22 protein-coding genes and 3 tRNA genes are annotated in these 25,062 nt (G+C 72.2%); 12 read left to right on the top strand and 13 right to left on the bottom strand.

Translation table 11 applies throughout. From position 1 onward, the window contains the following. Positions 1-78: 78 nt before the first annotated feature. The gene (locus M1P99_RS20130) at positions 79-981 is read right to left on the bottom strand and encodes a tryptophan 2,3-dioxygenase (protein WP_304454148.1); all 903 of its coding nucleotides are present in this window, start codon (positions 979-981) and stop codon (positions 79-81) included. A 199-nt stretch (positions 982-1,180) separates the two neighbouring features. On the opposite strand from M1P99_RS20130, the gene M1P99_RS20125 reads away from it, so the two are divergent. Both M1P99_RS20125 and M1P99_RS20120 read left to right on the top strand, forming a co-directional pair. Then, a complete protein-coding gene (locus M1P99_RS20125) occupies positions 1,181-1,648 on the top strand; it encodes an Lrp/AsnC family transcriptional regulator (RefSeq protein ID WP_304454147.1) in 468 nt (155 codons plus the stop codon). After that, positions 1,645-1,926: a DUF4031 domain-containing protein gene (locus M1P99_RS20120; protein ID WP_304454146.1), complete on the top strand. Its 282-nt coding sequence runs from the start codon at positions 1,645-1,647 to the stop codon at positions 1,924-1,926. Before M1P99_RS20125 ends, M1P99_RS20120 begins: the two co-directional genes overlap by 4 nt. 25 nt (positions 1,927-1,951) lie before the next feature. Here the strand turns inward: M1P99_RS20120 and M1P99_RS20115 are convergent, their stop codons facing one another. Genes M1P99_RS20115 through M1P99_RS20105 form a run of 3 tightly spaced genes read right to left on the bottom strand, consistent with a single transcriptional unit; the run spans position 1,952 to position 4,965 of the window. Next, entirely contained in the window at positions 1,952-2,626 is a 675-nt protein-coding gene (locus tag M1P99_RS20115) for a metal-dependent phosphohydrolase (RefSeq protein ID WP_304454145.1), read from the bottom strand. Between the two features lie 13 nt (positions 2,627-2,639). Continuing rightward, positions 2,640-3,296, bottom strand: coding sequence for a response regulator transcription factor (locus tag M1P99_RS20110; protein ID WP_304454144.1), 657 nt, complete (start codon positions 3,294-3,296; stop codon positions 2,640-2,642). Positions 3,297-3,351: 55 nt separating this feature from the next. Further along, on the bottom strand, positions 3,352-4,965 hold the full coding sequence (locus M1P99_RS20105) for a sensor histidine kinase (protein ID WP_304454143.1): 1,614 nt from the start codon (positions 4,963-4,965) through the stop codon (positions 3,352-3,354). A 213-nt stretch (positions 4,966-5,178) separates the two neighbouring features. Between M1P99_RS20105 and M1P99_RS20100 the strand changes: the two genes are divergently transcribed. Together M1P99_RS20100 and M1P99_RS20095 are read left to right on the top strand one after the other, a co-directional pair. Further along, on the top strand, positions 5,179-6,450 hold the full coding sequence (locus M1P99_RS20100) for an MFS transporter (protein ID WP_304454142.1): 1,272 nt from the start codon (positions 5,179-5,181) through the stop codon (positions 6,448-6,450). A 113-nt stretch (positions 6,451-6,563) separates the two neighbouring features. Next, on the top strand, positions 6,564-7,016 hold the full coding sequence (locus M1P99_RS20095) for a VOC family protein (RefSeq protein WP_304455765.1): 453 nt from the start codon (positions 6,564-6,566) through the stop codon (positions 7,014-7,016). A gap of 21 nt (positions 7,017-7,037) precedes the next feature. Here M1P99_RS20095 and M1P99_RS20090 read toward each other — a convergent pair whose 3' ends face one another. Further along, complete coding sequence (locus M1P99_RS20090) at positions 7,038-7,808, bottom strand: DeoR/GlpR family DNA-binding transcription regulator (protein WP_304454141.1); 771 nt, start codon at positions 7,806-7,808, stop codon at positions 7,038-7,040. 253 nt (positions 7,809-8,061) lie between these two features. On the opposite strand from M1P99_RS20090, the gene M1P99_RS20085 reads away from it, so the two are divergent. After that, on the top strand, positions 8,062-8,784 hold the full coding sequence (locus tag M1P99_RS20085) for a glycerophosphodiester phosphodiesterase (RefSeq protein WP_304454140.1): 723 nt from the start codon (positions 8,062-8,064) through the stop codon (positions 8,782-8,784). 203 nt (positions 8,785-8,987) lie between these two features. Then, positions 8,988-9,608, top strand: a complete 621-nt coding sequence (locus tag M1P99_RS20080) for a TetR/AcrR family transcriptional regulator (RefSeq protein ID WP_304454139.1) — start codon at positions 8,988-8,990, stop codon at positions 9,606-9,608. A 78-nt stretch (positions 9,609-9,686) separates the two neighbouring features. Here M1P99_RS20080 and M1P99_RS20075 read toward each other — a convergent pair whose 3' ends face one another. Continuing rightward, entirely contained in the window at positions 9,687-11,504 is a 1,818-nt protein-coding gene (locus tag M1P99_RS20075) for a GDSL-type esterase/lipase family protein (protein WP_304455764.1), read from the bottom strand. Positions 11,505-11,797: 293 nt separating this feature from the next. Next, on the bottom strand, positions 11,798-12,547 hold the full coding sequence (locus M1P99_RS20070; protein WP_304454138.1) for a glycosyltransferase: 750 nt from the start codon (positions 12,545-12,547) through the stop codon (positions 11,798-11,800). 346 nt (positions 12,548-12,893) lie between these two features. On the opposite strand from M1P99_RS20070, the gene M1P99_RS20065 reads away from it, so the two are divergent. Then, positions 12,894-13,595, top strand: coding sequence for an exonuclease domain-containing protein (locus M1P99_RS20065; RefSeq protein WP_304454137.1), 702 nt, complete (start codon positions 12,894-12,896; stop codon positions 13,593-13,595). Between the two features lie 262 nt (positions 13,596-13,857). Here M1P99_RS20065 and M1P99_RS20060 read toward each other — a convergent pair. Beyond that, positions 13,858-13,931 (bottom strand) — tRNA-Ile (locus M1P99_RS20060). 259 nt (positions 13,932-14,190) lie between these two features. On the opposite strand from M1P99_RS20060, the gene M1P99_RS20055 reads away from it, so the two are divergent. Continuing rightward, positions 14,191-15,180, top strand: a complete 990-nt coding sequence (locus M1P99_RS20055; protein ID WP_304454136.1) for a malate dehydrogenase — start codon at positions 14,191-14,193, stop codon at positions 15,178-15,180. A gap of 132 nt (positions 15,181-15,312) precedes the next feature. Continuing rightward, complete coding sequence (locus M1P99_RS20050; protein ID WP_304454135.1) at positions 15,313-17,820, top strand: RNA helicase; 2,508 nt, start codon at positions 15,313-15,315, stop codon at positions 17,818-17,820. A gap of 130 nt (positions 17,821-17,950) precedes the next feature. Here M1P99_RS20050 and M1P99_RS20045 read toward each other — a convergent pair whose 3' ends face one another. Beyond that, complete coding sequence (locus tag M1P99_RS20045) at positions 17,951-18,424, bottom strand: deaminase (RefSeq protein WP_304454134.1); 474 nt, start codon at positions 18,422-18,424, stop codon at positions 17,951-17,953. Next, positions 18,421-19,128, bottom strand: coding sequence for a dihydrofolate reductase family protein (locus M1P99_RS20040; protein ID WP_304454133.1), 708 nt, complete (start codon positions 19,126-19,128; stop codon positions 18,421-18,423). Before M1P99_RS20040 ends, M1P99_RS20045 begins: the two co-directional genes overlap by 4 nt. 492 nt (positions 19,129-19,620) lie before the next feature. Here M1P99_RS20040 and M1P99_RS20035 point away from each other — a divergent pair, with 492 nt between their 5' ends. Beyond that, positions 19,621-20,508, top strand: a complete 888-nt coding sequence (locus M1P99_RS20035) for an SAM-dependent methyltransferase (protein WP_304454132.1) — start codon at positions 19,621-19,623, stop codon at positions 20,506-20,508. 441 nt (positions 20,509-20,949) lie between these two features. Here M1P99_RS20035 and M1P99_RS20030 read toward each other — a convergent pair. Both M1P99_RS20030 and M1P99_RS20025 read right to left on the bottom strand, forming a co-directional pair. Further along, positions 20,950-21,022 (bottom strand) — tRNA-Asn (locus M1P99_RS20030). A 92-nt stretch (positions 21,023-21,114) separates the two neighbouring features. Next, a tRNA-Asn gene (locus tag M1P99_RS20025) sits at positions 21,115-21,187 on the bottom strand. A gap of 145 nt (positions 21,188-21,332) precedes the next feature. Here M1P99_RS20025 and M1P99_RS20020 point away from each other — a divergent pair. Both M1P99_RS20020 and M1P99_RS20015 read left to right on the top strand, forming a co-directional pair. Next, positions 21,333-21,635, top strand: coding sequence for a hypothetical protein (locus M1P99_RS20020; protein ID WP_304454131.1), 303 nt, complete (start codon positions 21,333-21,335; stop codon positions 21,633-21,635). 14 nt (positions 21,636-21,649) lie between these two features. Beyond that, entirely contained in the window at positions 21,650-22,117 is a 468-nt protein-coding gene (locus M1P99_RS20015) for a hypothetical protein (protein WP_304454130.1), read from the top strand. 41 nt (positions 22,118-22,158) lie between these two features. Here M1P99_RS20015 and M1P99_RS20010 read toward each other — a convergent pair whose 3' ends face one another. Further along, a complete protein-coding gene (locus tag M1P99_RS20010) occupies positions 22,159-25,005 on the bottom strand; it encodes an FAD-binding and (Fe-S)-binding domain-containing protein (protein ID WP_304454129.1) in 2,847 nt (948 codons plus the stop codon). Positions 25,006-25,062: the final 57 nt, after the last annotated feature.

The following is a 25,062-nucleotide window of genomic DNA, read 5'->3' as shown; positions in this document are numbered from 1 at the left end:
GTGAACGGGCGGGCGGGCTGGGCCGGAGGCCCCCGTCGAGGATGGTAGGCCGAAGGCCGGTGGTGGGCGACGGGCGGGCTAGATGGTGTTGCGGAGCGACCACAGCTCGGGGAACACGTCCTGCTCGACGTGGCGGGCCAACCAGTTGAGGCCGTTGGACCCGCCGCTGCCGGGCTTGCGGCCCATCGTGCGCTTGACCGCGACCAGGTGCAGGTGCCGCCACCGCGTCACCCGCTCGGCGACGTCCATGAGGGCCTCTGCCAGCAGGAAGAGGTCGTTGCCGGGCCGGTCGTCGGCGTAGACCTCGGCCCAGGCCCGCTCGACCTCGGGGCTGGGCTCGTAGGCCTGCGTCCAGTCGCGTTCGACGCGGTCGGCGGGGACCGCCAGCCCGCGGCGGTGCAGCAGGCGCAGCGCCGCGTCGTAGAGGCCGGGCCGCTCCAGCAGGCGCGTGAGCTCGTCGGCCACCGGCTCCATCGCCTTGTGCGGGCGGATCATCGCCGCCGACTTGTTGCCGAGCAGGAACTCCAGCTTCCGGTAGCCGTAGGACTGGAAGCCGGAGGCCTCGCCGAAGGAGTCACGGAAGCGGTTGAACTCCGTGGGGGTCATGTCGTTGATCAGGCCCCAGGAATCGTTGAGCACGTCCTGGGCGTGGCACGCCCGGCGCAGCCAGGCCACGGCGCCCGGGACGTCGTCGGCCTCCAGCGCGTCGCGGGCGGCCTCCCAGCGCTCCCGCACCAGGGTGAAGAGCAGTTCCATGACCTGGGTGGCGATGAGGAAGGCGGACTCGGCCGGCTCGTCGGTACGGGTCCGCTGCAGGCTGAGCAGCGTGTCGATACCGGCGTAGTCGACGTAGGGCGTGTTGCCGCCGAAGGACAGCGTGGGACCACCCTGTTCCGCGCCCGACCCCTGCTCGGGGGCGGCGTCACCGCCCTCACCCCCCGGCATGAACGGGCACTGCTGGGCGGACGTCGTGGTGAGCATGGAGACCTCTCGTGATACTGCGCGGAACCGGTGGGCGCACCCGGCGCGGAGCCCGGAGGACCCGGTGCACGACGCCGTGGACGCGAGTTCACATGATCGGACAAATCATCCGAACAAGGAAGGGACAACGCACACGCAAGTCGGACATCGGGTTAGCATTCGTAACACGTAATGCTCCCCGACTTTGGGACCACAAAGTATGACCTCAGGACTGACCACCCCCTTGGACGGCGTTGACCTGCGGATCCTCTCCGAGCTCCAGCAGGACGGCCGCCTGTCCTTCAACGAGCTGTCCCGGCGCGTCAACCTCTCGGCGCCCGCCGTGGCCGACCGCGTCCGCCGACTGACCGACCGCGGGGTGATCACCGGCTACCACGCGCACGTCGACCCGGCCGCCGCCGGACTGCCCGTCACGGCGCTGGTGCGCATGGAGTGCTTCGGAGCGCACTGCCTGCTGCGGGAACGGGCGTCGCTGGAGCTCCCGGAGATCCTCCAGGTGCACCGGGTCACCGGCGACGCGTGCTGCGTCCTGCTCATCGCCGTGCGCTCCATGGAGCACTTCGAGGAGGTCATCGACCAGCTCGCCGAGCACGGCCGCCCCTCCAGCACCATGGTCCTGTCCAGCCCGGTGCCCTGGCGCGCCGTCACCGCGGCGCGCACCTCATGAGCGTCCTGATCGACACGCCCGTCTGGCCCGGACCGCACGGCTGGCTGTTCTGCCACATGGTCAGCGACCACTCCCACGACGAACTGCACGCGTTCGCGCGCGGCCTCGGCGTGAGCGAGCGCGCCTTCGACCGCGACCACTACGACATCCCCGCCCACCTGCACGAGCGCGCCCTGGCCCTCGGGGCCGAGCACGTGAGCGGGCGCGAGCTGGTCACCCGGCTGCGGGCCGCAGGTCTGCGCCGTCCCAAGAGGGCCCTGCCCCGGCCGGGCACCTGACCCGGGCCGCGGCGCAGCCGACACCTCAGAGCGGTGGGCACTCCTCGCCGGACTCCCACCGGTGGACCTCGGCGAGGAGGTTGGAGCGGGCCCTGGCCTCCCAGTGCGTGCGGCCGTACCGGGTGCGGTACAGGTGCGGCGCCGCCAGGAGGCCGCGCAGGACGCCCAGCCGCCCCTTCCGGAAGGCCTCTTCGGGGACGTGCCCGTACTCCGCGCGGACCGCGGCGGCGTAAGTGAGGTAGGCGTCGGGCGTACCCGCCAGCACCGCCAGATCGGCGTCGCACACCACCGCGCCGTCGGCGTCGCCCTCCCCGGGGCGATGGGTCCTGGTCAACAGCACCAGCCGGGACACCTCCGCCGCCAGCGCCGCCGGCGCCCCCATCAGGGTGAGCAGGCGCCGGGCCAGCGCGGCGCTCTCCTCCTCGTCCTGGCGCGGGCGGCCCTCGTAGACGGCGTCGTGGAACCACAGGGCGTAGCGCACGGCGGCGGGATCGCGGGCCTCCCCCCGCAGGCGCTCGGCGGCGGCGAGCGTGTCCCTCAGGTGCGCGACCGTGTGGTAGCGGCGGTGGGGCTCGCTCCAGCGTTCCAGGAGCTCCGCACCGACCGCCGCGGCCTCGGGTGCCGTGCCGGCCAGTGCGCGCCAGGCATCGACCAGGGCCGGCTCGCGCGGACCGCCGCCGGGGCCCGGATCACCGTTCACTCCGCTGCTCCCCTCACGTGTGCGTGGCCAGTCCGGCCTCATAGGCCAGGATGGCCGCCTGCACCCGGTTGCGCATCCCCAGCCGGCTGAGGATCGTACTCACGTAGCTCTTCACCGTTCCCTCGACGAGGAACAGGCGCGCGGCGATGTCGGCGTTGGACAGCCCGGCGCCGATGAGGGCGAGCACGTCCCGCTCGCGTTCGGTGAGTTCGGCGACCCTGGCCGCGGCGGCCGACCGCCGCGCCGCGCGCCCTCCGCCGAACTGGTCGATCACCTGCCGCGCGACCTTCGGCGACAGGAAGGCGCCTCCGTCGGCGACCGCGTGCACACCGGTGATCAGCTCGCGCGGGTCGCCCGCCTTGAGGAGGAAGCCGCTCGCGCCGTCGCCCAGCGCCTGTGAGACGTACTCGTCCTCACCGAACGTGGTCAGCATGACCACGGCGGTGCCGGACGCCGCACGGTGGATCTCGGCGGCGGCGGCGAGCCCGTCCATCCTCGGCATCCGGATGTCCATCAGCGCGACGTCGGGGCGGTGGGACAGCACCAGGTCCACCGCCTCGCGGCCGTCCGCGGCCTCGGCGACCACCTCGATGCCGGCGTCGCTGTCCAGGATCGCCCGCACACCGGCTCTGATCATCGCCTCGTCGTCGGCGATCAGCACTCTGATCAATGCCGTGTCCTTCCTGGATCCCGGTCCCGGGCGCCGCCGGGCCACCCGTGCGCCGTCACCGTACCGACGCCTCTCCCTTGCTCGACAGCCGCCCCTCCGTGAAGCACAGTTCGTAGATCACGTGGTCGAGATCGAACAGGTCGGCGCCGCCGCGGTAGTGCCGGCACGTCGCGCCCTCGGCCCCGGTGCTCTCCGCGGGCGCGAAGGCATCCGGTTCCACGGTGTCGGGCGGGAGCACCTCCTCCACGTCGGACCGCGCGTCCCCGACGGTGAGGGAGTCGAACACCTCCGGTTCCAGGGTCGAATCGCGCACGATCTCCACGAAGCCCAGTGCCGCGAGGACGAGCAGCACGACCGAGGCCGCCACCGGCAGGGCGACGAGAGCGAGTGTCCAGCCGCGCGCCCGGCGACTGGCGACCCTGTGCAACTGGTCGAGTTCGGTGGCCTCGTCCTCGGCCCCGCCCGGACCGGGTGCCGCCGCACCGGCGAGCGGCAGGGTCGCGCGCACCTCCCAGCCGCCCTCCTTGGCACCCGACGCGAAGGCTCCGCCCGCCAGCCGCACGCGCTCGCGCAACCCGATCAGGCCCCGCCGCCCGCCCTGCGTGCCCGCCGGCAGCGCGCCGCGGGACTCGGCGTTGGTCACGCCCACCTCCAGCCGACCGTCCCCGGCGGAGGTGAGCCACACGGTCACCTCCGCGTCCGGGGCGTACTTGGCGGCGTTGGTGAGCGACTCCTGGACCACCCGGTGCACCGCCCGGTCCACCATCGGCGGCAGGTCCCCGACCGGGCCGTCGCGCACCAGCATGACGCGCATGCCCGAGTCGCGGGCGCGCTCGACCAGGTGGGGGACGCCCTCGTCGGCGGGCACGAGGGGGACGGGCTCGGCGTCGTCGCGCAGCACACCGATGATCTCGCGCAGGCGCTCCGTGGCGCTGACGGCGGTCGCGCGCAGTTCGGCGGCCGCTCGCCGGTGCCGGTCGTCCAGGTCCGCGGCCACCTCCAGACCGCCGGCGCGCAGGGCGATGAGGCTGAGCTCGTGGCCGAGCGAGTCGTGCATGTCCTGGGCGATGCGCGAGCGCTCGCGCAGTCTGGCCTGGTCGGCCACCAGCCTCTGCTCCTGCTGGAGGTGACGGGCGTGCGCCCAGCCCGACTCGGCGAGCTCCTGGTGCTGGCGCCGGTACACCCCGATCAGCCAGGGCAGGGAGAGGTTGACGACCAGGGTGACGACGGTGGCCACCCACACGAAGAGGTCGTCCGCCCACAGGACCAGGATGAGCGCCAGCCACAGGACCAGGCCGAGGCCGAAGGCGACGAGCGCGGGTAGCACCCGGGGCGCCCGGCGCCCCAGCTGGTAGGAGGCGTAGACCAGCAGCAGGGACAGGGTGATCGACTCCGCCGACCCCGGCAGGGCGACGACGACCGCGAGCAGCGGGTGCGTGCGCGTGAGCACGACGGCGAGGAGGCAGGCGGCGAACAGGGACACGGTGACCCAGGCCGGGTCGGGGGCGGTCGGCACCCTCCAGACCAGGGCGGCGTAGGTCTCGCCGACGAGGCCGAGGACCCCGGCCAGGACCAGGAGGGCGTCCCGCGCGAGCGCGCTCCGGGTCGGCCGGCCGCCCAGGGGGCGCAGCGCCCGTCGGACGGCGCGGAACGGCTCGGAGAAGTCCATGGGGCGAATCTACAGACCGGTACGCGGCCCCTGCACTGTCGAAAGTCAGGAGGTCGGACCCCGGATGGTCGTGTGGACGGACCGGCGGCGACCGGAGCCGAGGGCACGAAGTGCCCATATCATGGGATGAATTTTGGTCCCTCTGACGATGCCCCGCGCCCGACCGCCGTGCTGGAATCCAGAGGGCGCGGTACCCGATCGGGACGAGGGCGGATGTCACCACTGCAGACCCTGCGACGCATGCACGAGGTCGCCGGCTGGCCGCTGCTCCTGGCCTCCTTCCTGGCCCGGCTGCCGATCTCCATGGCACTGATCGGGCTGCTGACCCTGGTCACCTCCTCCACCGGCAGCGTCGGCAGCGCCGGGATCGTGGCGGGCGCCTTCGCGCTCGGCGGCGCCGCGGGCGGGCCGGTCATCGCGCGCTTCGCCGACCGCCACGGTCAGCGCCGGCCCGTCCTGGTGATGTCGGTCGTGGACGCGGCCCTGATCGGCGCGCTGGTCGCGGCCGTGGCGGCCGGGACACCCCTGCCGGGCCTGGCCGTCCTGGCCGCCGTCGGCGGTGCGTGCATGCCACAGATCGGCCCGATGGCCCGCACGCGCTGGGTGATGCTGATCAAGCGCGGCCCCTGGCGCGGTGCGGAGCGGGAGCGCTCGGTCGGCGCCGCGATGGCCGTCGAGGGCGTCCTGGACGAGGCCGCGTTCGTGCTGGGCCCCGCTCTGGTCGGCCTGCTCACGGTGGCCGTCTCACCTGCGGCGAGCGTGCTGGGCGCCGGGGCCCTCATCGGGGTGTTCGGCGCGCACTTCGCCCTGCACCCCACCGCACCGCCCGGTGCGGCCCCGGTCCGGGGCGGAGGCGGCCGGATCACCACGCCCGCGCTGCTCCTGCTCACCGTGCCGATGTTCTGCCAGGGACTGTTCTTCGGCGGAATGTCCACGGGCGTGACCGCGTTCGCCGCCGCCTCCGGGCACGCGGACCTGTCGGGGCTGATGTACGCGGTCATGGGAGTCAGCAGCGCGACCGCCGGGCTGATGATGGCCTCCCTCCCGGCGGGGTTCACGCTCACGGCGCGCACGAGGATCGCGGCGGGCGCGCTGTTCCTGTTCACCCTCCCGCTGTACCTGCCGCTGGGCGCGGTGGGACTGGCGGTGGCGATCTTCGTCCTGGGGGCGGCGATCGGACCGCACATCGTGAGCCTGTTCGGACTCATCGAGCGCGCCGCGCCGCCGAGCCGCCTGTCGCAGTCGATGGCGGTCGTCCTGAGCAGCCTCATCCTCGGGCAGTCGCTGGGATCGATGGTGGCGGGAGCGCTCGCCGACGGATTCGGGCACCAGGGGGCGTTCGCGCTGGCCACGGTCGGCGGACTCGTCTCGCTGACGGTGACGGTGCTCGCGCTCAGGGCCCGCTGGTACGAGCGCGCGGAGCCCGCGCGGACCGGTTCCGGTGTCCGGACCGGCACTCCCGAACCGGACATTTCCGGGCGCTGACACGGCCTCGGGGTGAGACCGGGAACATCGGGCGTTAAGCACGCGTTAAAGAGCAGCCCAGGACTCGTCCACGGGCCCTAGGCTCAAGGATCGTGCTCGACCTACTGACCACCATGAACCCGAAGAACTCCCGCCGCCGAAGAGAGGTATCCGTGCCCCAGCTCACCGGGCTCGCGCGCGTCACCCTGTCGGTCCGCGACCGCGACGAAAGCGTCCGCTTCTACAAGACGGTCCTCGGATTCAAGGTACAGAACAAGCGTGACGAGGGCGGCACGCTCCGCACCGAGTGCCAGCACCCCTCCTCGGGGCTGCTGATCGCCCTCATCCAGCACCGCGACCACTTCAAGAACAGGTTCGACCGGCGCCACTGCGGCCTGGACCGACTCACGCTGGGCGTACGGAACCTGGGCGAGTTGGAGGCGTGGGAGGAGCGCTTCGGCGACCTGGACGTGGAGCACTCCCCCGTGATGCACGGCGACCGCGGCTCCAAGATCCTGTTCTACGACCCCGACGGCACCGAGCTGGCCCTCTACGCGCCCGCCGAGGTCGACGGCCGCGAGGACTGACCGCCGCGCGTCGACGCGCCCCTACTCCGCGGCGACGGTCTTCAGACGGATGTCGCGCTCGGCCAGTTCCTCCACAGCGGTACGCGGAAGCCGGTCGTCGGTGATGATGAGGTCGAACTCCTCCAGGCTGGCGACCCGGAACGTACCGAACTTGCCGTACTTGGTGCTGTCGACGGTCAGGACGCTCTTGGAGGCGATCCGCAGCAGCGCCTGCTTGGCGACGACCTTGGCCTCGGACGGGGTGGTCGAACCGCGCTCGGAGTCCCACGAACTGCTCGCGATGAAGGCCAGGTCCACGTTGACCTGCCGCAGGAAGTCGGCGGTGAAGCGTCCCACCGACGAGTGGTCGGAGTGCGACACCACGCCCCCGGTGTGGATCAGCTCGATCCCCGGGTACTCCATCAGGTGGCCCACCACGTTGAAGTCGCTGGTGATGACGGTCAGCCCGACCTTGTCGGTGAGCAGCGGGACCATCTGCAGCGTGGTCGTACCGGCGTCCAGGTAGATGGTGAAGTTCTCGCGCACCAGCTCCGCCGCCGCCCTGGCGATCGCCCGCTTGGCGGGGACCTCCAGCTGGGCCTTGGCGAGGTAGGACGGCTCGCTCTTGAGCCGCGCCGCCAGCCGCACCCCACCCGTGACCGACAGGACCTTGCCATCGTTCTCCAGCGCCTGGATGTCGCGCCGGACCGTCATGTGGGACACGGACAGCATCGACGTGAGCTCGTTGATGCTCAGCACGTGGCGCTCCTGGAGGAGCTTGAGGATGTGCTCTCGTCGCTGGTCCGGGATCATCGTTCGCCTCACGTTCGGGGGCCGGGCTCGGGACACCGTGCTGTCACGACGTCATGTAACAAAGTTTCCCAGCACGGCGCACCTGAGAGGTCGATCTCGCGACGTGAGTCCTCTCGCACTCGCGACATGGCCCCCTCACGCCACACGCACCACGGAGACCACTACCGCCCCACAGGCGCCTCTCGTCTTCACCTTGAGGGCTGTTTTTCCAGTTTGCACCACGTGGGGCGCCCGTTTTTGTCACCCTGGCACCATGACGTTGTCCATCGCGTTGCGCGGCGACACCGCACATCATCCGGGAAACACGCTTCCGGCCCTGCGCTCAGCCTTGCGCGCCGGGGCCGACCTGGTCAAGGTGGACGTCCACCTGACCACCGACGGCTACCCCGTCCTGGCGGACGAGCGGGTGGTGGCCCCGCCGGGTTCGCAGCCGCGCCGCGTGGCGGACCTGACTCTGGCCGAACTCGCCGCCGCCAGGGACGACGTCGATCGGCGCGTGCCGACCCTGATGGAGGTCCTGGCCGAGCACCGGGGCGGGGACGCCCCGCCCCTGCTGCTCGACGCCGGCTCCTCGGAGGCCGCGCTCGCCGCGGACGCACTGCTGCGGGAGCGCGGGCTGGCCGACCGGGTGTTGTTCACCGGGTCGACCGAGACGCTCGCCGCGCTGCGCGAGCGCTCTTCGGTGGCCCCACTACTGCTCGCCTGGGACCAGCCCGGCATGCCGCCCGAGGAGCTGACCCGCACCCTGCGCCCCGCCTTCCTCGGAACTCACTTCACTTTGCTCACGCGGGAGCTCATTACCGAAATGCACCGTCTCGGATATCGCGTCACGGCCTGGACCGTGAACGAGTTCCCCGAGATGGCCCGCCTGATCGGAATGGGTGTCGACGCTCTGGCCACCGAGCGCGTGGACGACCTCGTGTCGCTGACATCGGGACGTGAACTGGGCGACGCGGCGACCGCGGGAGTGCCATGATAGGACCGAGAAACCGCACGTAGTCGGGCACGCGGGACACTCCGGCATCATGCATCACACAACCGCCACATTCTTCAACGAGTTCTGTTGTTCTACGCGTTTCGTCGGCCGCTCAGGGTTAAGCTCGAAAACGATTCTCCGTGAATCGACCTTGCGCCGCCCTCCCCTTCATGGCGGTACCACGAGCGACGAGACACCTTCATATGACGGCCGATATCTCCCCTCACGTGCTGCGCACGACGGCTCCCGTCCTGGACTGCGCAGCGCGCCTGTTCGCCGAGCACGGCTCGCGCGGCATGCCCATGTCCGCCCTGACCCATCGGATCGCCGCCGACACCGGCATCGACACCGCCTCCCTCCGGCGTGCCTTCCCCACGCGGTTCGACCTGGCGTTCGCCGTCGTGCTGCGTTCCACACGGGAACGCGTCAACGGCCAACTGGCCGAGGACGACGTCCGAGCCTGCCCCACCGATCGCATGTCGTTCCTGGTCAGACGGCATGTCCAGACGGGCTGGGAGCACCGGTCGGCCACCGCGCTGCGTGAGGAGATCCTGCCGGTCCTGCGGGCCATCGACCCGCCCCGGCACCGGGACATCACGGCGCTGACGCGCACCTACCGCGAGCACGTCCGGGAGATCATCGTCGGCGGCGTGGCCTCCGGTGCCTTCCAGGTCCGCGACGCCGGCCGAACGGCCGACGACGTCCTGGAGACGCTCGACTCGGTCCTGCACTGGTACGAGCCCGACGGCGGTCTGAGCCTGCCCGACCTGGCGACCGTCTACGTCGACCTGGTGATACACCACCACCTGAAGAGCCCGCGCTGAACCGTCGGCCCGCGCGGACCCTTCCACCGGTACCGCCGGGGCGGGTACCCGGCCGCGGTGCCCGCCCCGGCACCGGTCTCACACGCCGACGAGCTGGTGCAGGTCCACCGACTCCGCCAGGGCCCGCAGGCCCGCGTCACCGGGGTGCAGGTGGTCGCCGGAGTCGTAGTCCGGCCGCAACCGCGAGGGCTCCTGCGGATCGCGGAGTACGGCGTCGAAGTCCCAGACTCCGGTGAAGACACTGGTGGGATCGTCGGCCTGCCCGCGCAGGTAGCCGTTCACCCGCTGGCGGGCCTGCTCTACCTCGGCCGTACAGCGCGCCTCACCACCGCACGGGCCGAGCGTGGCCACGAACACGCGGACGCCGTGCTCGGCGGCCATGCCCGCGATGCCCTCCAGTCCGGCGATCACGTCACGGGGGTCGGTGCCCCAGCGCAGGTCGTTGATTCCGGCGAAGACGACCAGCGTGCCCACGCCCTCACGGGTGAACACGTCCCGCTGGGCACGGTGGGTCATCGACACGCCGTTGGCGTAGGTGGACACCCCCGCACCCGGGTACCCGTCCGTGACCACGTGGTTCCCAGCGACCCCCATGTTGAGCACGCCCAGGTTGGGCAGTCCCGGCTGCGCGGCCAGACGGCGGCTGAGCACGTCGGGCCACCGTGCGTGGGCGTCGCGGGTGGACCGGGTCCCATCGGTGATGGAGTCCCCGAACGCGACCACGGCGCCGGGCCCGTCCAGGACCTCGACCCCGGCCAGGAACGGCCACTGGTCGACACGCCCGGTGAACGGCTCCCCACCGGCGTCGAGGGTGAGGTCCCCGCTGCCGGGAGCGGTGGTGAAGTTGGTGTCCACGGAGGCGTAGTGGACCGGCGCCGCGGTCACGCGGTCGGGCAGGTGGAGACTGATCAGGACGTCGGTGTGCGGAGGGAGGAGGATCTCCACGGGGTCGCTGAAGACCTGTCCGCCGGCGGGGATGACGGTCTCGGACGAGCCGCCGAAGGCGAGCGGGAGCGCCGCCCCCAGGGTGGCCGCGCCCTCGCCGCGCAGGGCCAGCGAGGCGGCGCCCACGCGGACGGGGCGGTCGGCGAAGGTGTTGTCCAGCCGGATACGGACGCGGTGGCCGCCGGTGGTGGAGCGCACCGCCAGCCGCAGGGTCTGGTCCTGCCACGGGCCGACCTCCGTGTAGCCGGAGGTGGCACGCGCCCAGGTGCCGGTCCAGTCCTCGCCCGCGGACCGGCCGCCGACCGAGAACACGTGCATGCGCGCCGACTCCTCCGCCACCTCGGGCAGGACCACGTGGTCGACCTCCCTGACGGGGTCGACCGGCACCGTGCGTGCGTACAGGCGTACCGGCCCGGCGGAGCCGTTCTCGATGGCGCCGGAGGAGTTGGCGTAGGGGAGGGTGAGCACGGCGTCCCCGGCGGATCCGTCGGTCCAGTGGGGGACGCTGAGGGTGTAGTCCTGCTCGGTGCCGTCGGCGTAGACCACCGTGCCGGTGCCCAGGACGTCCTCGCCGCCGCCACCGAGCCGGGAGCCGGTCACCAGGAAGCCCACGGAGCGCACACGCGTGTCCTCCAGCAGCACCGGCTGGCCGTCGGAGAGCAGGTGGTCGGGGCGGCCCCGGGAGTAGGCGGGAAGGCGGAAGGGCGTGCCCAGGAGGACGACGTCGCCGCCGGGGAGCCAGCCCGCGTCCGCGAGCGTGCGCGCGGAGAGGCTGTGGCCGGAGCCGTCGAGGTCGGCGGAGGCCGAGGCGCCGTCGGAGGAGATCCCCGCCCGGTCGACGAACGTGGAGAAGGCCTTGGGGACCGCGCCGGGCGGCCGCTCGATCTGCGAGCGGGCGTCGACGTCGCGCGAGACGGTGCTGTTCACGACGACCAGCAGCACCGCCAGCATCACGACCGCCGCGGCGCCCCGCAACAGGTGTGCCCGCAGCGCGGGACGGCCCCGAGCCCGGCCGGACCTGTGCTTCCCACTCTTGAACACCACACGCCCTTCCCGGGATACATCTGTCCACCGACTGATCGGACGACGCCGGGTGCGCGGTGGTTGTCGAGACGTGTACCACCACGTCCCTCGACCGCCGATCAGTCTAGGGGAACAGGGCCGGCGGCCCGGGTGCGTCGAGGAAAGTCCGGGGTGTCCGTCGGCCCTCCCCTGCCGTTATCGGGGCGCGCCGCCGACCGGGTTCACGGCGCGCTCCACTCCAGTGCCGCCAGCGCACGCGCGCGGTCCGACACGACCGCGGCGCGTGCGGCCCGCTCCCGGACGTCGGTGTGCGCGGCGGCCGCGGTGGCCTGGCCGGGCCACTTGCGGTAGAGCAGGCCCGGCTCCGCCGTGAACCAGCCCGGACTCACCGCGTCCAGCGCCAGGAGCAGCCCGGTGTCCTCGGCGGCGGGCAGGGCCGCCCAACCGCCCAGGGCCAGCAGGAGGTCGCGCCGGACGCACAGCGTGGCGGGGTGGACCGGAGGGAGGAAGCCACGCTCACGCCAGGCGGCCAGGACGGTACCGCGGGCGATCGGCCCCTCGGGCGGACCGTCGTCCACGGCGACCGTCGATCCGTCGGGCAGCAGGTCGAGGGCGCGCGAGACGGTCCAACCCGTGCCGGGTGAGCCCGTGAGCGCGGCGACGTCGCGGGCGAGCGCGCCGGGGGTGAGCCGGTCATCGGCGTCGAGGACGCGCACGAACTCCCCCACGGCACGCGAGAGCCCCAGTGTGCGCGCCATCGCGGCGCGTCCGGGGCGGCCCTGCCCGAAGGAGACGCGGGGGTCGTCCGGCACGTACGGGGCCACATCAGCGGTCTCCCCGTCCTCCTGGACGACCCACTGCCAGTCCCAGCCGTCGGGCAGGCGCTGGTCGGCCAGGGAGGCATGGGCCTCGGGCAGGTACCGGGCCGCGGGGGCGTGCACGGCGGTGACGACGGTGACGGTCCTGGTCATGCCCGCCATCCTGCCGTGGCCGCGCGTCGGCCCGGCCGCCGGGCCCCGGTAGGCCGTTCACCTCCCCGCGCCCACAGCTCGGGCAGGGCCCCGTGGAGCACACGACCGGCGCCCGCCCCAGCCCAGAGGAAGGGCGCCGGACCGCGCTGGGCGACCGCGACGGCGCCTGCTCGCCGACCGATCGACACCGAGGAGGGCTCCTTGGCCATCGTCTCCGGACCGGGCGGTGTGGCGCTGTCGGTGATCGCCCATCGGAACGGACGCACCGGCGAGAACCGCGAGCAGCGCGAGACCGCCACACTGGTCACCGAGCGCTTCACCACCTCCAGCGAGCAGAAGGGGTCCCATGACCTGGCACCTGCGCCCCATGGCCGCGTTCGACATCGAGTCCACCGGCCTGGACCTGGGGCACGACCGCATCGTCACCGCCGCCCTGTGGCGCATCGACCCCGCCAACCGGACGAAGAGCGTCGCGACCTGGCTCATCGACCCGGGCATCGACATCCCCCAGGCCGCCACCGACATCCACGGCATCACCACCGATCACGCCCGCGCACACGGCCGACCCGCATCCGAAGCCGTACCGGAGATCGGTGAGGCCCTGGAGAAGGCGGCCGTCGACGGGTTCCCCGTGGTCATCTACAACGCCCCCTACGACCTCGGCCTGCTCGCCGCCGAGCTCCAGCGCCACCAGACGGGGATGTCCATCTCCGAGCTGCTGCGCGTCATCGACCCCCTCGTCCTGGACAAGCAGGCCGACACCTACCGACGCGGCTCCCGCAAGCTCGCGGACGTGTGCGCCCACCACGGGGTCCGCCTCGACGCCGACCAGGCCCACGGGGCCGCCGCCGACGCTCTGGCCGCCGCACGGCTGGCCTGGAAGCTCGGAGCGGTCCACAGCGAGCTGGCGGAGATGAGCATCGACGACCTGCACACGGCACAGATCGGCTGGAAGGCCGAACAGGCCGCCGGATTCCAGGACTACCTGCGGCGCAAGGACCCCGAAGCGGTCGTGGACGGCTCCTGGCCCCTGGCCGCCCGTACCTGACCCGGGCGGCGCGGTGGGCGCCTCGCAGCGTCGGTGTCCTGCTTCGGGTCCACGCGCGCTGCTCGGACGGCGGCGGGCGGGAATCGCGGTGGAGGGCCGGGGCCGGGGCCGGGTTCGAGGGGTTCCGAGCCCGCAGAATTTCAACGTGCATTCGACACAGGCGACCGGACGCGACCGGCGTCAGCCGTACGCGGCCGGAGAGGACATGAAGAAGCCGCTGGCCTGGATCCGCAGGTCAGCGGCTTTTTGTGCTCAGAGGGGGTAGGCCGGGCAGGACTCGAACCCGCGACCCAGGGATTATGAGTCCCCTGCTCTGACCAACTGAGCTACCGGCCCGCCGTCGTCGGCACACGTCATCCTAACAGGGTGTGTCCGACGTTACCGCGCCGTGAAACCGCCGTCCGGCAAGGGTTGACGTCCTCCTCGGCGGTTCGGTGGCGTGTAGGCCACACCTGGGTCACGGGGCGTGTGCGCCCTCGGTCTAGGGTGGTGAGGTGCGGCGCGCGCCCGGTGGACCCCAGCGCCCGGCACGGACGCCGCTTCTACCCGTTGGTAACATCGCGGGTCGCACATCGTCGTCAGGAGAGTTCACGTCATGGCCCAAGTACCCGTCAACGTCACCGTCACCGGCGCCGCCGGCCAGATCGGCTACGCCCTGCTGTTCCGGATCGCCTCCGGACAGCTGCTCGGCGCCGACACCCCGGTGAAGCTGCGCCTGCTGGAGATCCCGCAGGCCGTCAAGGCCGCCGAGGGCACGGCGATGGAGCTGGACGACTGCGCCTTCCCCCTGCTGCAGGGCATCGACATCTTCGACGACGCCCGCCAGGCGTTCGAGGGCGCCAACGTGGGCCTCCTGGTCGGCGCGCGTCCCCGCGGCAAGGGCATGGAGCGCGGCGACCTCCTCCAGGCCAACGGCGGCATCTTCAAGCCCCAGGGCGAGGCCATCAACGCCGGCGCGGCCGACGACATCCGCGTCCTGGTGGTCGGCAACCCCGCCAACACCAACGCCCTCATCGCGCAGAGCCACGCCCCCGACGTGCCCGCCGAGCGCTTCACCGCGATGACGCGCCTGGACCACAACCGCGCGCTCACCCAGCTCGCCAAGAAGCTCGACGTGTCGATCAACGACATCAAGAAGCTCACGATCTGGGGCAACCACTCGGCCACCCAGTACCCCGACCTGTTCAACGCCGAGGTCAACGGCGCCAACGCCGCCAAGGCCGTCGGCGACCAGGCGTGGCTGGAGAACGACTTCATCCCGACCGTCGCCAAGCGCGGCGCCGCGATCATCGAGGCCCGGGGCGCCTCCTCGGCCGCCTCGGCCGCCAACGCCGCCATCGACCACGTGTACGACTGGGTCAACGGCACCCCCGAGGGCGACTGGACCTCCGCCGCCATCCCCTCCGACGGTTCCTACGGCGTGCCCGAGGGCCTCATCTCGTCCTTCCCCGTCGTGTCCAAGAACGGCACGTGGGAGATCGTCCAGGGCCTGGAGATCGACGACTTCTCGCGCGGCCGCATCGACGCCTCCGTCAAGGAGCTCGTCGAGGAGCGCGACACCGTCAAGGAGCTCGGCCTGGTCTGAGCCCGACGGGCCCGTCCGCCGCACGGCGGACGGGCCGCGGTGCCGAGGGGGTGTTCCCGCGGGGAGCGCCCCCTTCCCCTGTGCGGTGGGCGCACGTCCCGACGGGGGTCGGGGAGCGGGCAGTATAGAACCGTGAGTCTCATCGATGTTCTTCCCGCCGAACCCGAACCCGATTCCCTCTTCGAGGCGTTCGCCTCGTGGTGCGAGGAGCGGGGCCTCACCCTGTACCCGCATCAGGAGGAGGCGCTCATCGAGGTCGTCTCCGGGTCCAACGTCATCCTCAACACCCCCACCGGGTCGGGCAAGAGCATGGTCGCCACCGGCGCCCTCTTCGCCGCGCTGGCCCGTGACGAGTGCGCGTTCTACACCGCGCCCATCAAGGCCCTGGTGTCGGAGAAGTTCTTCGACCTCTGCAAGATCTTCGGCACCGAGAACGTCGGCATGATGACCGGCGACGCCAGCGTCAACTCCGACGCCCCCATCGTGTGCTGCACCGCCGAGGTCCTGGCCCAGATCGCTCTGGTCGAGGGCGAGCACGCGGACATCAACACCGTGGTCATGGACGAGTTCCACTTCTACGCCGAGCCCGACCGCGGCTGGGCCTGGCAGGTCCCCCTGCTGGAGATGCCCCAGGCCCAGTTCCTGCTGATGTCGGCGACCCTGGGCGACGTCAGCCGCTTCGAGGAGGACCTGGAGAAGCGCACCGGGCGCTCCACCGCCGTGGTCGCCTCCGCCGAGCGCCCCGTCCCCCTCTACTACGACTACCGCGTCACCCCCCTCCACGAGACGCTGGAGGAGCTGCTCGGCGACGGCCAGGCGCCGGTGTACATCGTGCACTTCACCCAGGCACAGGCCATCGAGCGCGCACAGTCGCTGACCAGCATCAACATGTGCACCAAGGAGGAGAAGGCGGCGATCGCCGACGAGATCGGCAACTTCCGCTTCACCACCAAGTTCGGCCGCAACCTGTCCCGCTACGTGCGCCACGGCATCGGTGTGCACCACGCCGGGATGCTCCCCAAGTACCGGCGCCTCGTCGAGCGGCTGGCGCAGGCGGGGCTCCTCAAGGTCATCTGCGGTACCGACACGCTCGGCGTGGGCGTCAACGTGCCCATCCGCACGGTCCTGTTCACCGCCCTGAGCAAGTACGACGGCGTGCGCGTGCGCCGCCTGCGCGCCCGCGAGTTCCACCAGATCGCCGGGCGGGCCGGCCGCGCCGGCTTCGACACGGTCGGCCACGTGGTCGCCCAGGCGCCGGAACACGTCATCGAGAACGAGAAGGCCCTGGCCAAGGCCGGCGACGACACCAAGAAGCGGCGCAAGGTCGTACGCAAGAAGGCCCCGGAGGGCTTCGTCGCCTGGGACGAGGCGACGTTCCAGAAGCTCATCGCCGCCGACCCCGAACCGCTCAACTCCCGCTTCCGGGTGAGCAACGCGATGCTGCTGAGCGTGATCTCGCGGCCCGGCAACTGCTTCACCGCCATGAAGCACCTGCTCACGGAGAACCACGACGACCGCCGGACCCAGCGCCGCCACATCCACGAGGCGATCGCCATCTACCGTTCGCTCCTGGACGGCGGCATCGTCGAGACGCTGCCGGAGCCCGACGCCCAGGGCCGCACCGCCCGCCTGACCGTCGACCTGCAGGCCGACTTCGCGCTCAACCAGCCGCTGTCCACGTTCGCGCTGGCCGCGCTGGAGCTCCTCGACAAGGAGTCGCCGACCTATCACCTGGACGCGCTCACCGTCGTGGAGTCCACCCTGGACGACCCGCGGCAGATCCTCGGCGCCCAGCTCAACAAGGCGCGCGGCGAGGCCGTCCAGCAGATGAAGATGGACGGCATCGAGTACGACGAGCGCATGGAGCGGCTGGAGGAGATCGACTACCCCAAGCCGTTGGAGGAGCTGCTCGACCACGCCTACGAGGTCTACCGGACCGGCCACCCGTGGGTGGGCGACCATCCGCTGCAGCCCAAGACGGTGGCGCGTGACATGTACGAGCGCGCGATGACCTTCGTCGAGTACGTGGGCTACTACGAGCTGGCGCGTTCCGAGGGGCTCGTCCTGCGCTACCTCGCCAGCGCCTACAAGGCCCTGAACCAGACGGTGCCCGACGACGCCAAGACCGAGGAGCTGCGCGACCTCACCGAGTGGCTGGGCGAACTGGTCCGCCAGGTGGACTCCAGCCTGCTCGACGAGTGGGAGCAGCTCACCAACCCCGAGGAGGAGGGCCCCGAGGGCGAGGAGCCGGCCGAGGAGAGGGTGCGGCCGGTCACCGCCAACGCCCGCGCCTTCAAGGTGCTGGTGCGCAACGAGATGTTCCGCCGCGTGGAGCTGGCCTCCCGCCGCCGCTACGGCGACCTCGGCAAGCTCTCCCAGGACGGGGAGTGGACCGGCGAGGAGTGGGCGGAGGCGGTCGAGGCGTACTACGCCGAGCACGACCAGATCGGCACCGGTCCGGACGCCCGCGGCCCCCAGATGCTGCTCATCGAGGAGGAGTCCGGCCTGTGGCGGGTCCGGCAGATCCTCGCCGACCCCGCGGGCGACCACGACTGGGGGATCAGCGCGGAGGTGGACCTGGCCGCCTCCGACGCCGAGGGGCGCGCGGTCGTGCACGTGGTGGACGTCGACCGGCTCTGACCCGCGGTCGCGCAGGATCGACCGGTTCCACCGGCGCTGGACCGCGGCGCCGGATCGGTCCGGGCCGTCGCGGAATCGTGCCGGACCGGTGCCCCGGCCCTCCGCCGCGCGGACCTGGGCGGACCGCCGATCAGCCGATCAGGTGGGCGTTGGCCGCCCGGGCCCCGGACGCGAGGTCGGGGCGCTCCACCACGGTCCGGCCCGCCGCGGCCAGCCGTTCGGCTCCGTCGCAGTCCACGAACAGCGCGGGCTCGCGCCAGGCGAACACCACCCGCGGCACGGCGGTGGCCAGGATCAGCCCGCTACAGGCCAGGGGCCGTGAGGCGCGGGAACTGCACGGCTCCAGGGACGAGTACAGGGTGGCACCCGCCAGACGGGGGTCGGCGGGATCCACCTCGCGCAGGGCCACCTCCTCCGCGTGGTCGTGGGGGTCGTCCCGGCGGGAGTAGCCCTCGCCGAGGACGGTCCCGTCGGCGGCCACCACCACGGCGCCCACGGAGAACGCGGTGTGCGAGGCCGGGCACAGGCCGGACAGCTCCACCGCGTGACGCAGCCAGTACGCGTCGCCGTCCCCGTCGGCGGGCGGCGGGCCGGCGGGGCTCACGCGGACTCCCGGTCCGGGGCGGCGACGTAGCGCAGGACGGCGACGTCGCCGAGCGCCCGCGCCTCCGCCAGGCGCAGCGGCGAGGACGGGGTGAAGGGGAAGGGGCCGGGCAGGACGAAGCGCGGCGCGTCCTCCTGTCCCACGAAGAAGGGGGCCACGGCCACGCGGAGTTCGTCGACCAGGCCCTCGGTCAGGAACATCGTGTGGATGTGCCCGCCGCCCTCCACCAGGAGGCGGGCCACACCCCGGGCGGCGAGGTCGTCGAGGACGCCCCTGGCCGTGGGCGGGTCCCCTGCGTCGGCGACCTCGACCGGCGGCGCTCCCTCCGGGTGCCCCTCGAGCGCGCGGCGTGCGGTGTCCAGGCCCGCTCCCCCGGTGTGCACGACCGACCCGGCGTCACCGGTGGTGAAGAACCGGGCGGCGGGGTCGATGTCGCCGGATCGGGTGACCACGCACTTGAGCAGGTTCTCCGGCCGCCCCTCGGCCCGGCGGCGGCCGCGCAGTTCCGGAGAGCGCACGAGCAGTCGGGGGTTGTCGGCGCGCAGCGTGCCCGCGCCGACCAGGATCGCGTCGCAGTCGGCGCGCAGCGCGTCGATCTCGGCGAAGTCCGCGTCGTTGGACAGGCGCAGCCGGTCGGGACCGGTGTCGTCGATGCGGCCGTCGAGCGACATCGCGCAGCTCAGGATGGTGTACGGACGGTCCATGCCTCCAAGGTTAGCCCCGGCCCACCAACCGGAAGGACTTATTGACCACTGGCCTGCGGTCGATGCCTTCTCTCGCTTTACCTCCACGACATCGGCTTGTCGCAGCCCATGAGTGCCGCCGCGTAATTGCACGCGGGAATGGGTGCGGACCTAATTCAGGGGCTCGGTGTCCACTACTCGCGCACCCGCGGATGGCTCTCCGGAGGACCGCGGACCGATCTCACCGATCACTCGTGCACCCTGGGGAAATCCCTCTCCCGCCCAACCAGGGGCTTGTGCCCTCGTGCACCCCTCCAGATTCCTCGCAAAGTGGACATCCGGTATAAATGTGCTAGTCGACCCAAGTCCGACCTAACACGTATCGCCGTTCCCGACAAGAGCACAGTGGCCGATGTTTTTGCGACCTGTGTCGGTGACTCGGTTAACAAGCGCGTCAACAACGAATACAATCCAGAGGTCGGCTCACTTCCCCACCTCACATAGAGGACGGCGATGTCTCGATTCACCTCCCCCGATTTCCTGAGGCAGGCGGGGGGCAAACACGTCCGGGCCAAACCACCGCCCGTCGTCGACCTGGCACGACCCAGTCTGGCGCGGTTCCACTCCTTCCACCTCAAGGGGAAGGACCACTTCGAGGTCGACCGCGATCTGGCCACCCGCGCCGAACAGGCCGCTCCGGGTTTCCAGGACGTCGTCCTCGGTGAACGCGCCTTTCTCCAACGGGCGGTCCGCTTCCTGGCCGCGGACGCGGGCATCCGGCAGTTCATCCAGATCGGCGCCGGCCTGCCCTCACCCGGCGACCCCCACGAGATCGCCCACGAGACCGACCCGGGCGCCCGGGTGGCCTACGCCTCGGACGACCCCATGGTGCTCACACACCACCGCGCCCTGCTCCGGGACGGCCGGACCACCACCGCTGTGCAGGCCGGGCTCACCAGCCCCGACCGCGTGCTGGGCGACGCCGAGACGGCCAGGATCATCGACCTGGACCAGCCGGTGGGCCTCCTGCTCACCGGTGTGGTGGCACACGTGCCGGACGCCGACGATCCGGCCGGGCACATCGCCACCCTGCGTGACTCCCTCGCCCCCGGAAGTCATCTCGTCCTGAGCCACTACTGCCGCCCCGACGCGACCGCCTACCCCAAGGACGCCCAGCGCGCGCAGGTCCTCGAACAGCTCTTCACCGAGCACCTCGGCTCCGGGCGCTGGCGTACGGAGCAGGAGATCGAGGCGTTCTTCGCGGGCTGGCAGTCCGTGCCCCCCGGCATGCTCCAGGCCCAGCGGTGGCGGACCCTGCCGGTGGCGCCGCCCGTCCCCGGCTGCTACCAGATGCCGCAGCGCAACCGGCGGCTCATCGTCGGCGGCGTGGGCCGACTCTGACGGCATCCCCCGCACCCGCGTCTGAGCCCTCGGCCCGGCAGCGGGCGGGGGCAGCCCCATGTCCGTCGCACAGCGCCCCCGCACGGCGACGGGCCGCCCGTGCCCCCGGGGAACGGGCCCGACGCCGCCAGGCGTTCTCTACCGCACCGCCACCGGTCGACGCAGTCCCGGAGGCATGGGGCCACCCCGGCTCGACCACCACAGCGATCCTCGCCGAGATGGCCCACGCCGCCCGGACCGCCCGCATCCGGCCACCCGGATCGCCGCATGCCCGCCGCGCGCGGGAAGCCCCCTACCGGCGCCCCGACCACGGTCAGGCGCGAGTACGGCCTCGGACGCGTTCTGGCGGCCCCTGGCCGGGGCGCGCCCGTCCGGACGCGCGAGTCAGCACCCCGGACACGCGAAAGGGCCCCTTCCCGAAAGGGAAAGGGCCCTCATCTGCTCCCGCGACTGGACTCGAACCAGTAACCTGCCGGTTAACAGCCGGCTGCTCTGCCGATTGAGCTACGCGGGATCGCGTTCCTCCGCGGCTCCGTGAACCGCGACGGCACCCATAGACTAGCGCCCCTCACGGGGTGCTCGCGACGCCATGTACGGCACCGTCGGCTCCCGCGACTGGACTCGAACCAGTAACCTGCCGGTTAACAGCCGGCTGCTCTGCCGATTGAGCTACGCGGGATGGTGCTCGTCCGCGGCTCCGTGAGCCGCGGCGACACCAATAGACTAGCGCCCTTGACGAGTCCTCGTGACAAGTGTCGGCCCGTGTGGCCGGCGCCACGACGAGGTAACGTCGAGACATCGTCTCCAAGGCCTGAAGAGGGACCATGCGCTATCGGATCACGTTCGTCGCCGGACTCGCCATCGGATACGTCCTGGGTGCCAAGGCGGGCCGGGCACGCTATGAGCAGATGTCCCGCACCGCCCGCAAGGTGGCCGACAGCCCCGTCGTCCAAGAGGTCGCCGGGCTCGTGGGTGCCCAGGTCGGCAACGCCGGCCGGACGGTCTACGACAAGGCCGTCGACAAGATGCCCATCACGTCGGTCCGCGACTTCCTGGCGCGGCCCACGGACGAGGAGCTGCGCACCATGGACCGGGAAACCGCGCACGACGGGGCCGGCGGCCGCTAGTGTTCGGCTCCGGAGTGCCGGAGAGCGTTCGCTCCCGCCTGGAGCGGGGCGAACGCGTCCTGGCCCACGCGCCCGTCGTCGGCGACGGCGAGCTCGTCGCCAGCACGGAGGCGCTCTATCTTCCCGGTGGACGCCGGGTGATGTGGCAGGACATCGACCAGGCCCGGTGGAGCACCGACACCTTCACGTTCATGGAGGAGGGCGCGGGCGAGCACAGCGTCGCCCTGCGCCCCCTCGACTACCGGCGCCTGGCCGAGACGGTCGCCGAGCGCGTCACCGCGACGATCCTGGTCAACCGCTTCGTGCCCTTCCCCCGCCCGGACTCCAGCACGGGCTTCCGCCTGGTGGCGCGCCGGACGCCGGGAGGCACCGAGGCGGACTGGAGGGTCCACCTGGGCGAGGGCGTCGACCCGAACGATCCCGCCCTCCCGGACGCCGTCACCGACGCCCTGGCGGTCCTCCACGACCAGATGGGGGTCTGAGCGGCCCAGCCGCTCCGCTCGGCCGCTCAGACGCCTCACGGTCATTCCTTCGCGCTCAGCGCTCCGGCGAGGACCTCGGCCAGGTGCAGTGCCCGGCGGTCCGTGCCCTGTTCGATCTGCGTGCGGCAGCTGTAGCCGTCGGCCAGGACCAGCGTGTCCGGCGCGGCCGCACGCACCCGGGGCAGCAGTTCCTGCTCCCCGATCGCGGTGGACACCTCGTAGTGCCCCTCCGTGAACCCGAAGTCCCCCGCCAGCCCGCAGCAGCCCGAGTCCAGCACCTCGCCGTCGATCCCGGCGCGCGCGATGAGCTTGCGGTCCTCCTCGAAGCCGATCACGGCGTGCTGGTGGCAGTGCACCTGGGCCAGGGCCGAGGCCGCGACACGGGGCGGCTCCCAGTCCGGTGCGTACTCGTTCAGGAAGCCGGACAGCGTGTGCACGGCGCCGGCCACCCGCTCGCTCTCCGGACCGGGCAGCAGCTCCATCAGGTCGTGGCGCAGCGCCGCGGTACAGCTCGGTTCCAGGCCCACCACCTGCAGGCCCTCCTCCACCAGCGGCGACAGCGCGCGCACCGCCCGGCGCATCACCCGGCGCGCCACGTCCAGCTGGCCGGTCGAGACCCACGTGAGCCCGCAGCAGACCTGCCCGCGCGGCAGCACCACCGTGAACCCCGCGTCCTCCAGGACCCGTACGGCCGCCGCCGGTACCCGGGGGTGCAGGAAGTTGCCGAAGGTGTCCGGCCACAGGACCACGCGGCGCCCGCCCGGACGGGGGCCGCGCCGGCGGTAGGCCCGGGTGAAGGTCGTGCGCGCGAACGAGGGCAGGTCACGCTCGACGGCCACACCCGCCATCCGCTTGGCGATCCGGGACACCCCGGGCAGCGCGGCGGCCCGGTTGGCCTCGGCCGGCGCGACACTCGCCAGACGGGCCCACAAGGGCAGCCAGCCCATCGAGTAGTGCGCCGCGGGGCGCACGCGCCCGCGGTAGTGCTGGTGCAGGAACTCGGCCTTGTAGGTGGCCATGTCCACGTCCGCGGGGCAGTCGCTCAGACAACCCTTGCACGACAGGCACAGGTCCAGGCTCTCGCGGACCTCCTCCGACCGCCAGCCGTCGGTGATGACCTCGCCGTTGGCCATCTCGAACAGCAGGTGGGCGCGCCCCCGGGTGGAGTGCTTCTCCTCCCGGGTGACCTGGTAGCTGGGACACATCACCCCCGGGCCGCTCTGGCGCCGGCACTTGCCGATCCCCGAGCACCGCCGCAGCGCCTTGCCGAAGTCCCCGCCGTCCGCGCCGTAGGCCAGGGTCGCCCCCGCCACCAGCGGCAGGCCGACCCGGACGTCGGCGTCCAGCGGCAGCGGATCGACGATGACGCCGGGGTTCATCAGGCCGGCCGGGTCCCAGAGGCGTTTGAACTCTCCGAAGGCCCGGATGAGGCGTTCGGGGTACATGCGCGAGAGCAGCTCCGAGCGGGCCTGCCCGTCGCCGTGTTCGCCCGAGAGCGAGCCGCCGTGCCGGACCACCAGGTCGGCGGCCTCCTCCATGAACGCCCGGTACTCCCGCCGCCCCCGCTCCTCCGTGAGCTCGAAGTCGATGCGCACGTGCAGGCAGCCGTCGCCGAAGTGCCCGTAGACGACCCCGAAGCGGCCGTGGCGCTCCATGAGGGCCTCGAAGTCGCGCAGGTAGTCGCCGAGGTGGTCCGGGGGCACGGCGGCGTCCTCCCAGCCGGACCAGGCCTCCCGGCCGGAGGGGGTGCGCTGGGTGAGCCCGGCCCCCTCCTCCCGGATCCGCCACAGCGCCTTCTGGTGGGCGGCCTCGACGACCACCGCGGCGCCGCTCGGGCGGTCGGACAGGCCCGCCAGCATCGCCTCGGCGGCCCTGGCCGCGTCCTCGGCGTCCTCGCCCGCGATCTCCACGAGCAGCCAGGCGCCGCCCTCCGGCAGCGGCACGCGTGGTCCCCCGTGCTCGTCCAGGGCGGCGACCATGCGGTGGTTGATGCCCTCGACCGTCAGCGGCCGGTGGGTGAGCAGGGAGGGCACGGCGTCGGCGGCCGCGGGTGCGTCCGGGTAGCCGAGCACGGCCAGGACACGTGCGGGCGGGGACTCCACCAGCCGTACCGTGGCCCCGAGGACGAACACGCACGTGCCCTCGCTGCCCACCAGTGCCGCGGCGACGTGGCGGCCCTTCTCCGGCAGCAGCCGGTCCAGGCCGTAGCCCGAGACCCGGCGGCGGAACTCGGGCATCGCGGTGCGCAGTTCCTCGCGGTAGGTGTCGACCAGCCGGTCCAGGGCGGCGTGGATCTCGCCCGCGCGCCCCCCGGCCCGGTCTTCCACCCGACCCGCGCCCACGGTCATCCGGGTGCCGTCGCTGAGCAGGACGTCCAACGAGACGATGTTGTCGGCGGTGGTGCCCCAGGCGACCGAGTGGGAGCCGCAGGCGTTGTTGCCGACCATCCCGCCGATCGTGCAGCGGCTGTGCGTCGAGGGGTCCGGTGCGAAGGTGAGACCGTACTCGGCCGTGGCCTCACGAAGGTCGTCGAGGACGACACCCGGCTGCACGGTCGCGGTCCGGGCCTCGGGGTCGATGTGCTCGATCGTCCGCAGGTGGCGCGAGGTGTCGATGACGACGCCGGTGCCGATGGCGTTCCCGGCGATGGAGGTCCCGCCGCCCCGGGGCACCACGGACACGCCGTGGTCGGCGCACACGCGCACGGCCGCCACGCAGTCCTCGACGGTTCTGGGCACGACCACCGCGAGCGGGACGCGCCGGTAGTTGGAGGCGTCGGAGGTGTAGAGCGCGAGCGTGCCGGCGTCGAAGGCGACCGTGCCCTGGACGGCGCTCTCCAGGTCGTGTCGCAGGCGGGCGGATGCGGTGTCGCTGTGCGGGTCGGCCATGCACCACAGCGTGGCGCGCGGGGTCCCGGCGTGGCAACCGTCACGCGCCCGAATTCG

Source organism: Nocardiopsis sp. YSL2 (assembly GCF_030555055.1).
Taxonomy (GTDB): Bacteria; Actinomycetota; Actinomycetes; order Streptosporangiales; family Streptosporangiaceae; genus Nocardiopsis.
This window is presented reverse-complemented; position numbering and strand designations above follow the sequence as displayed.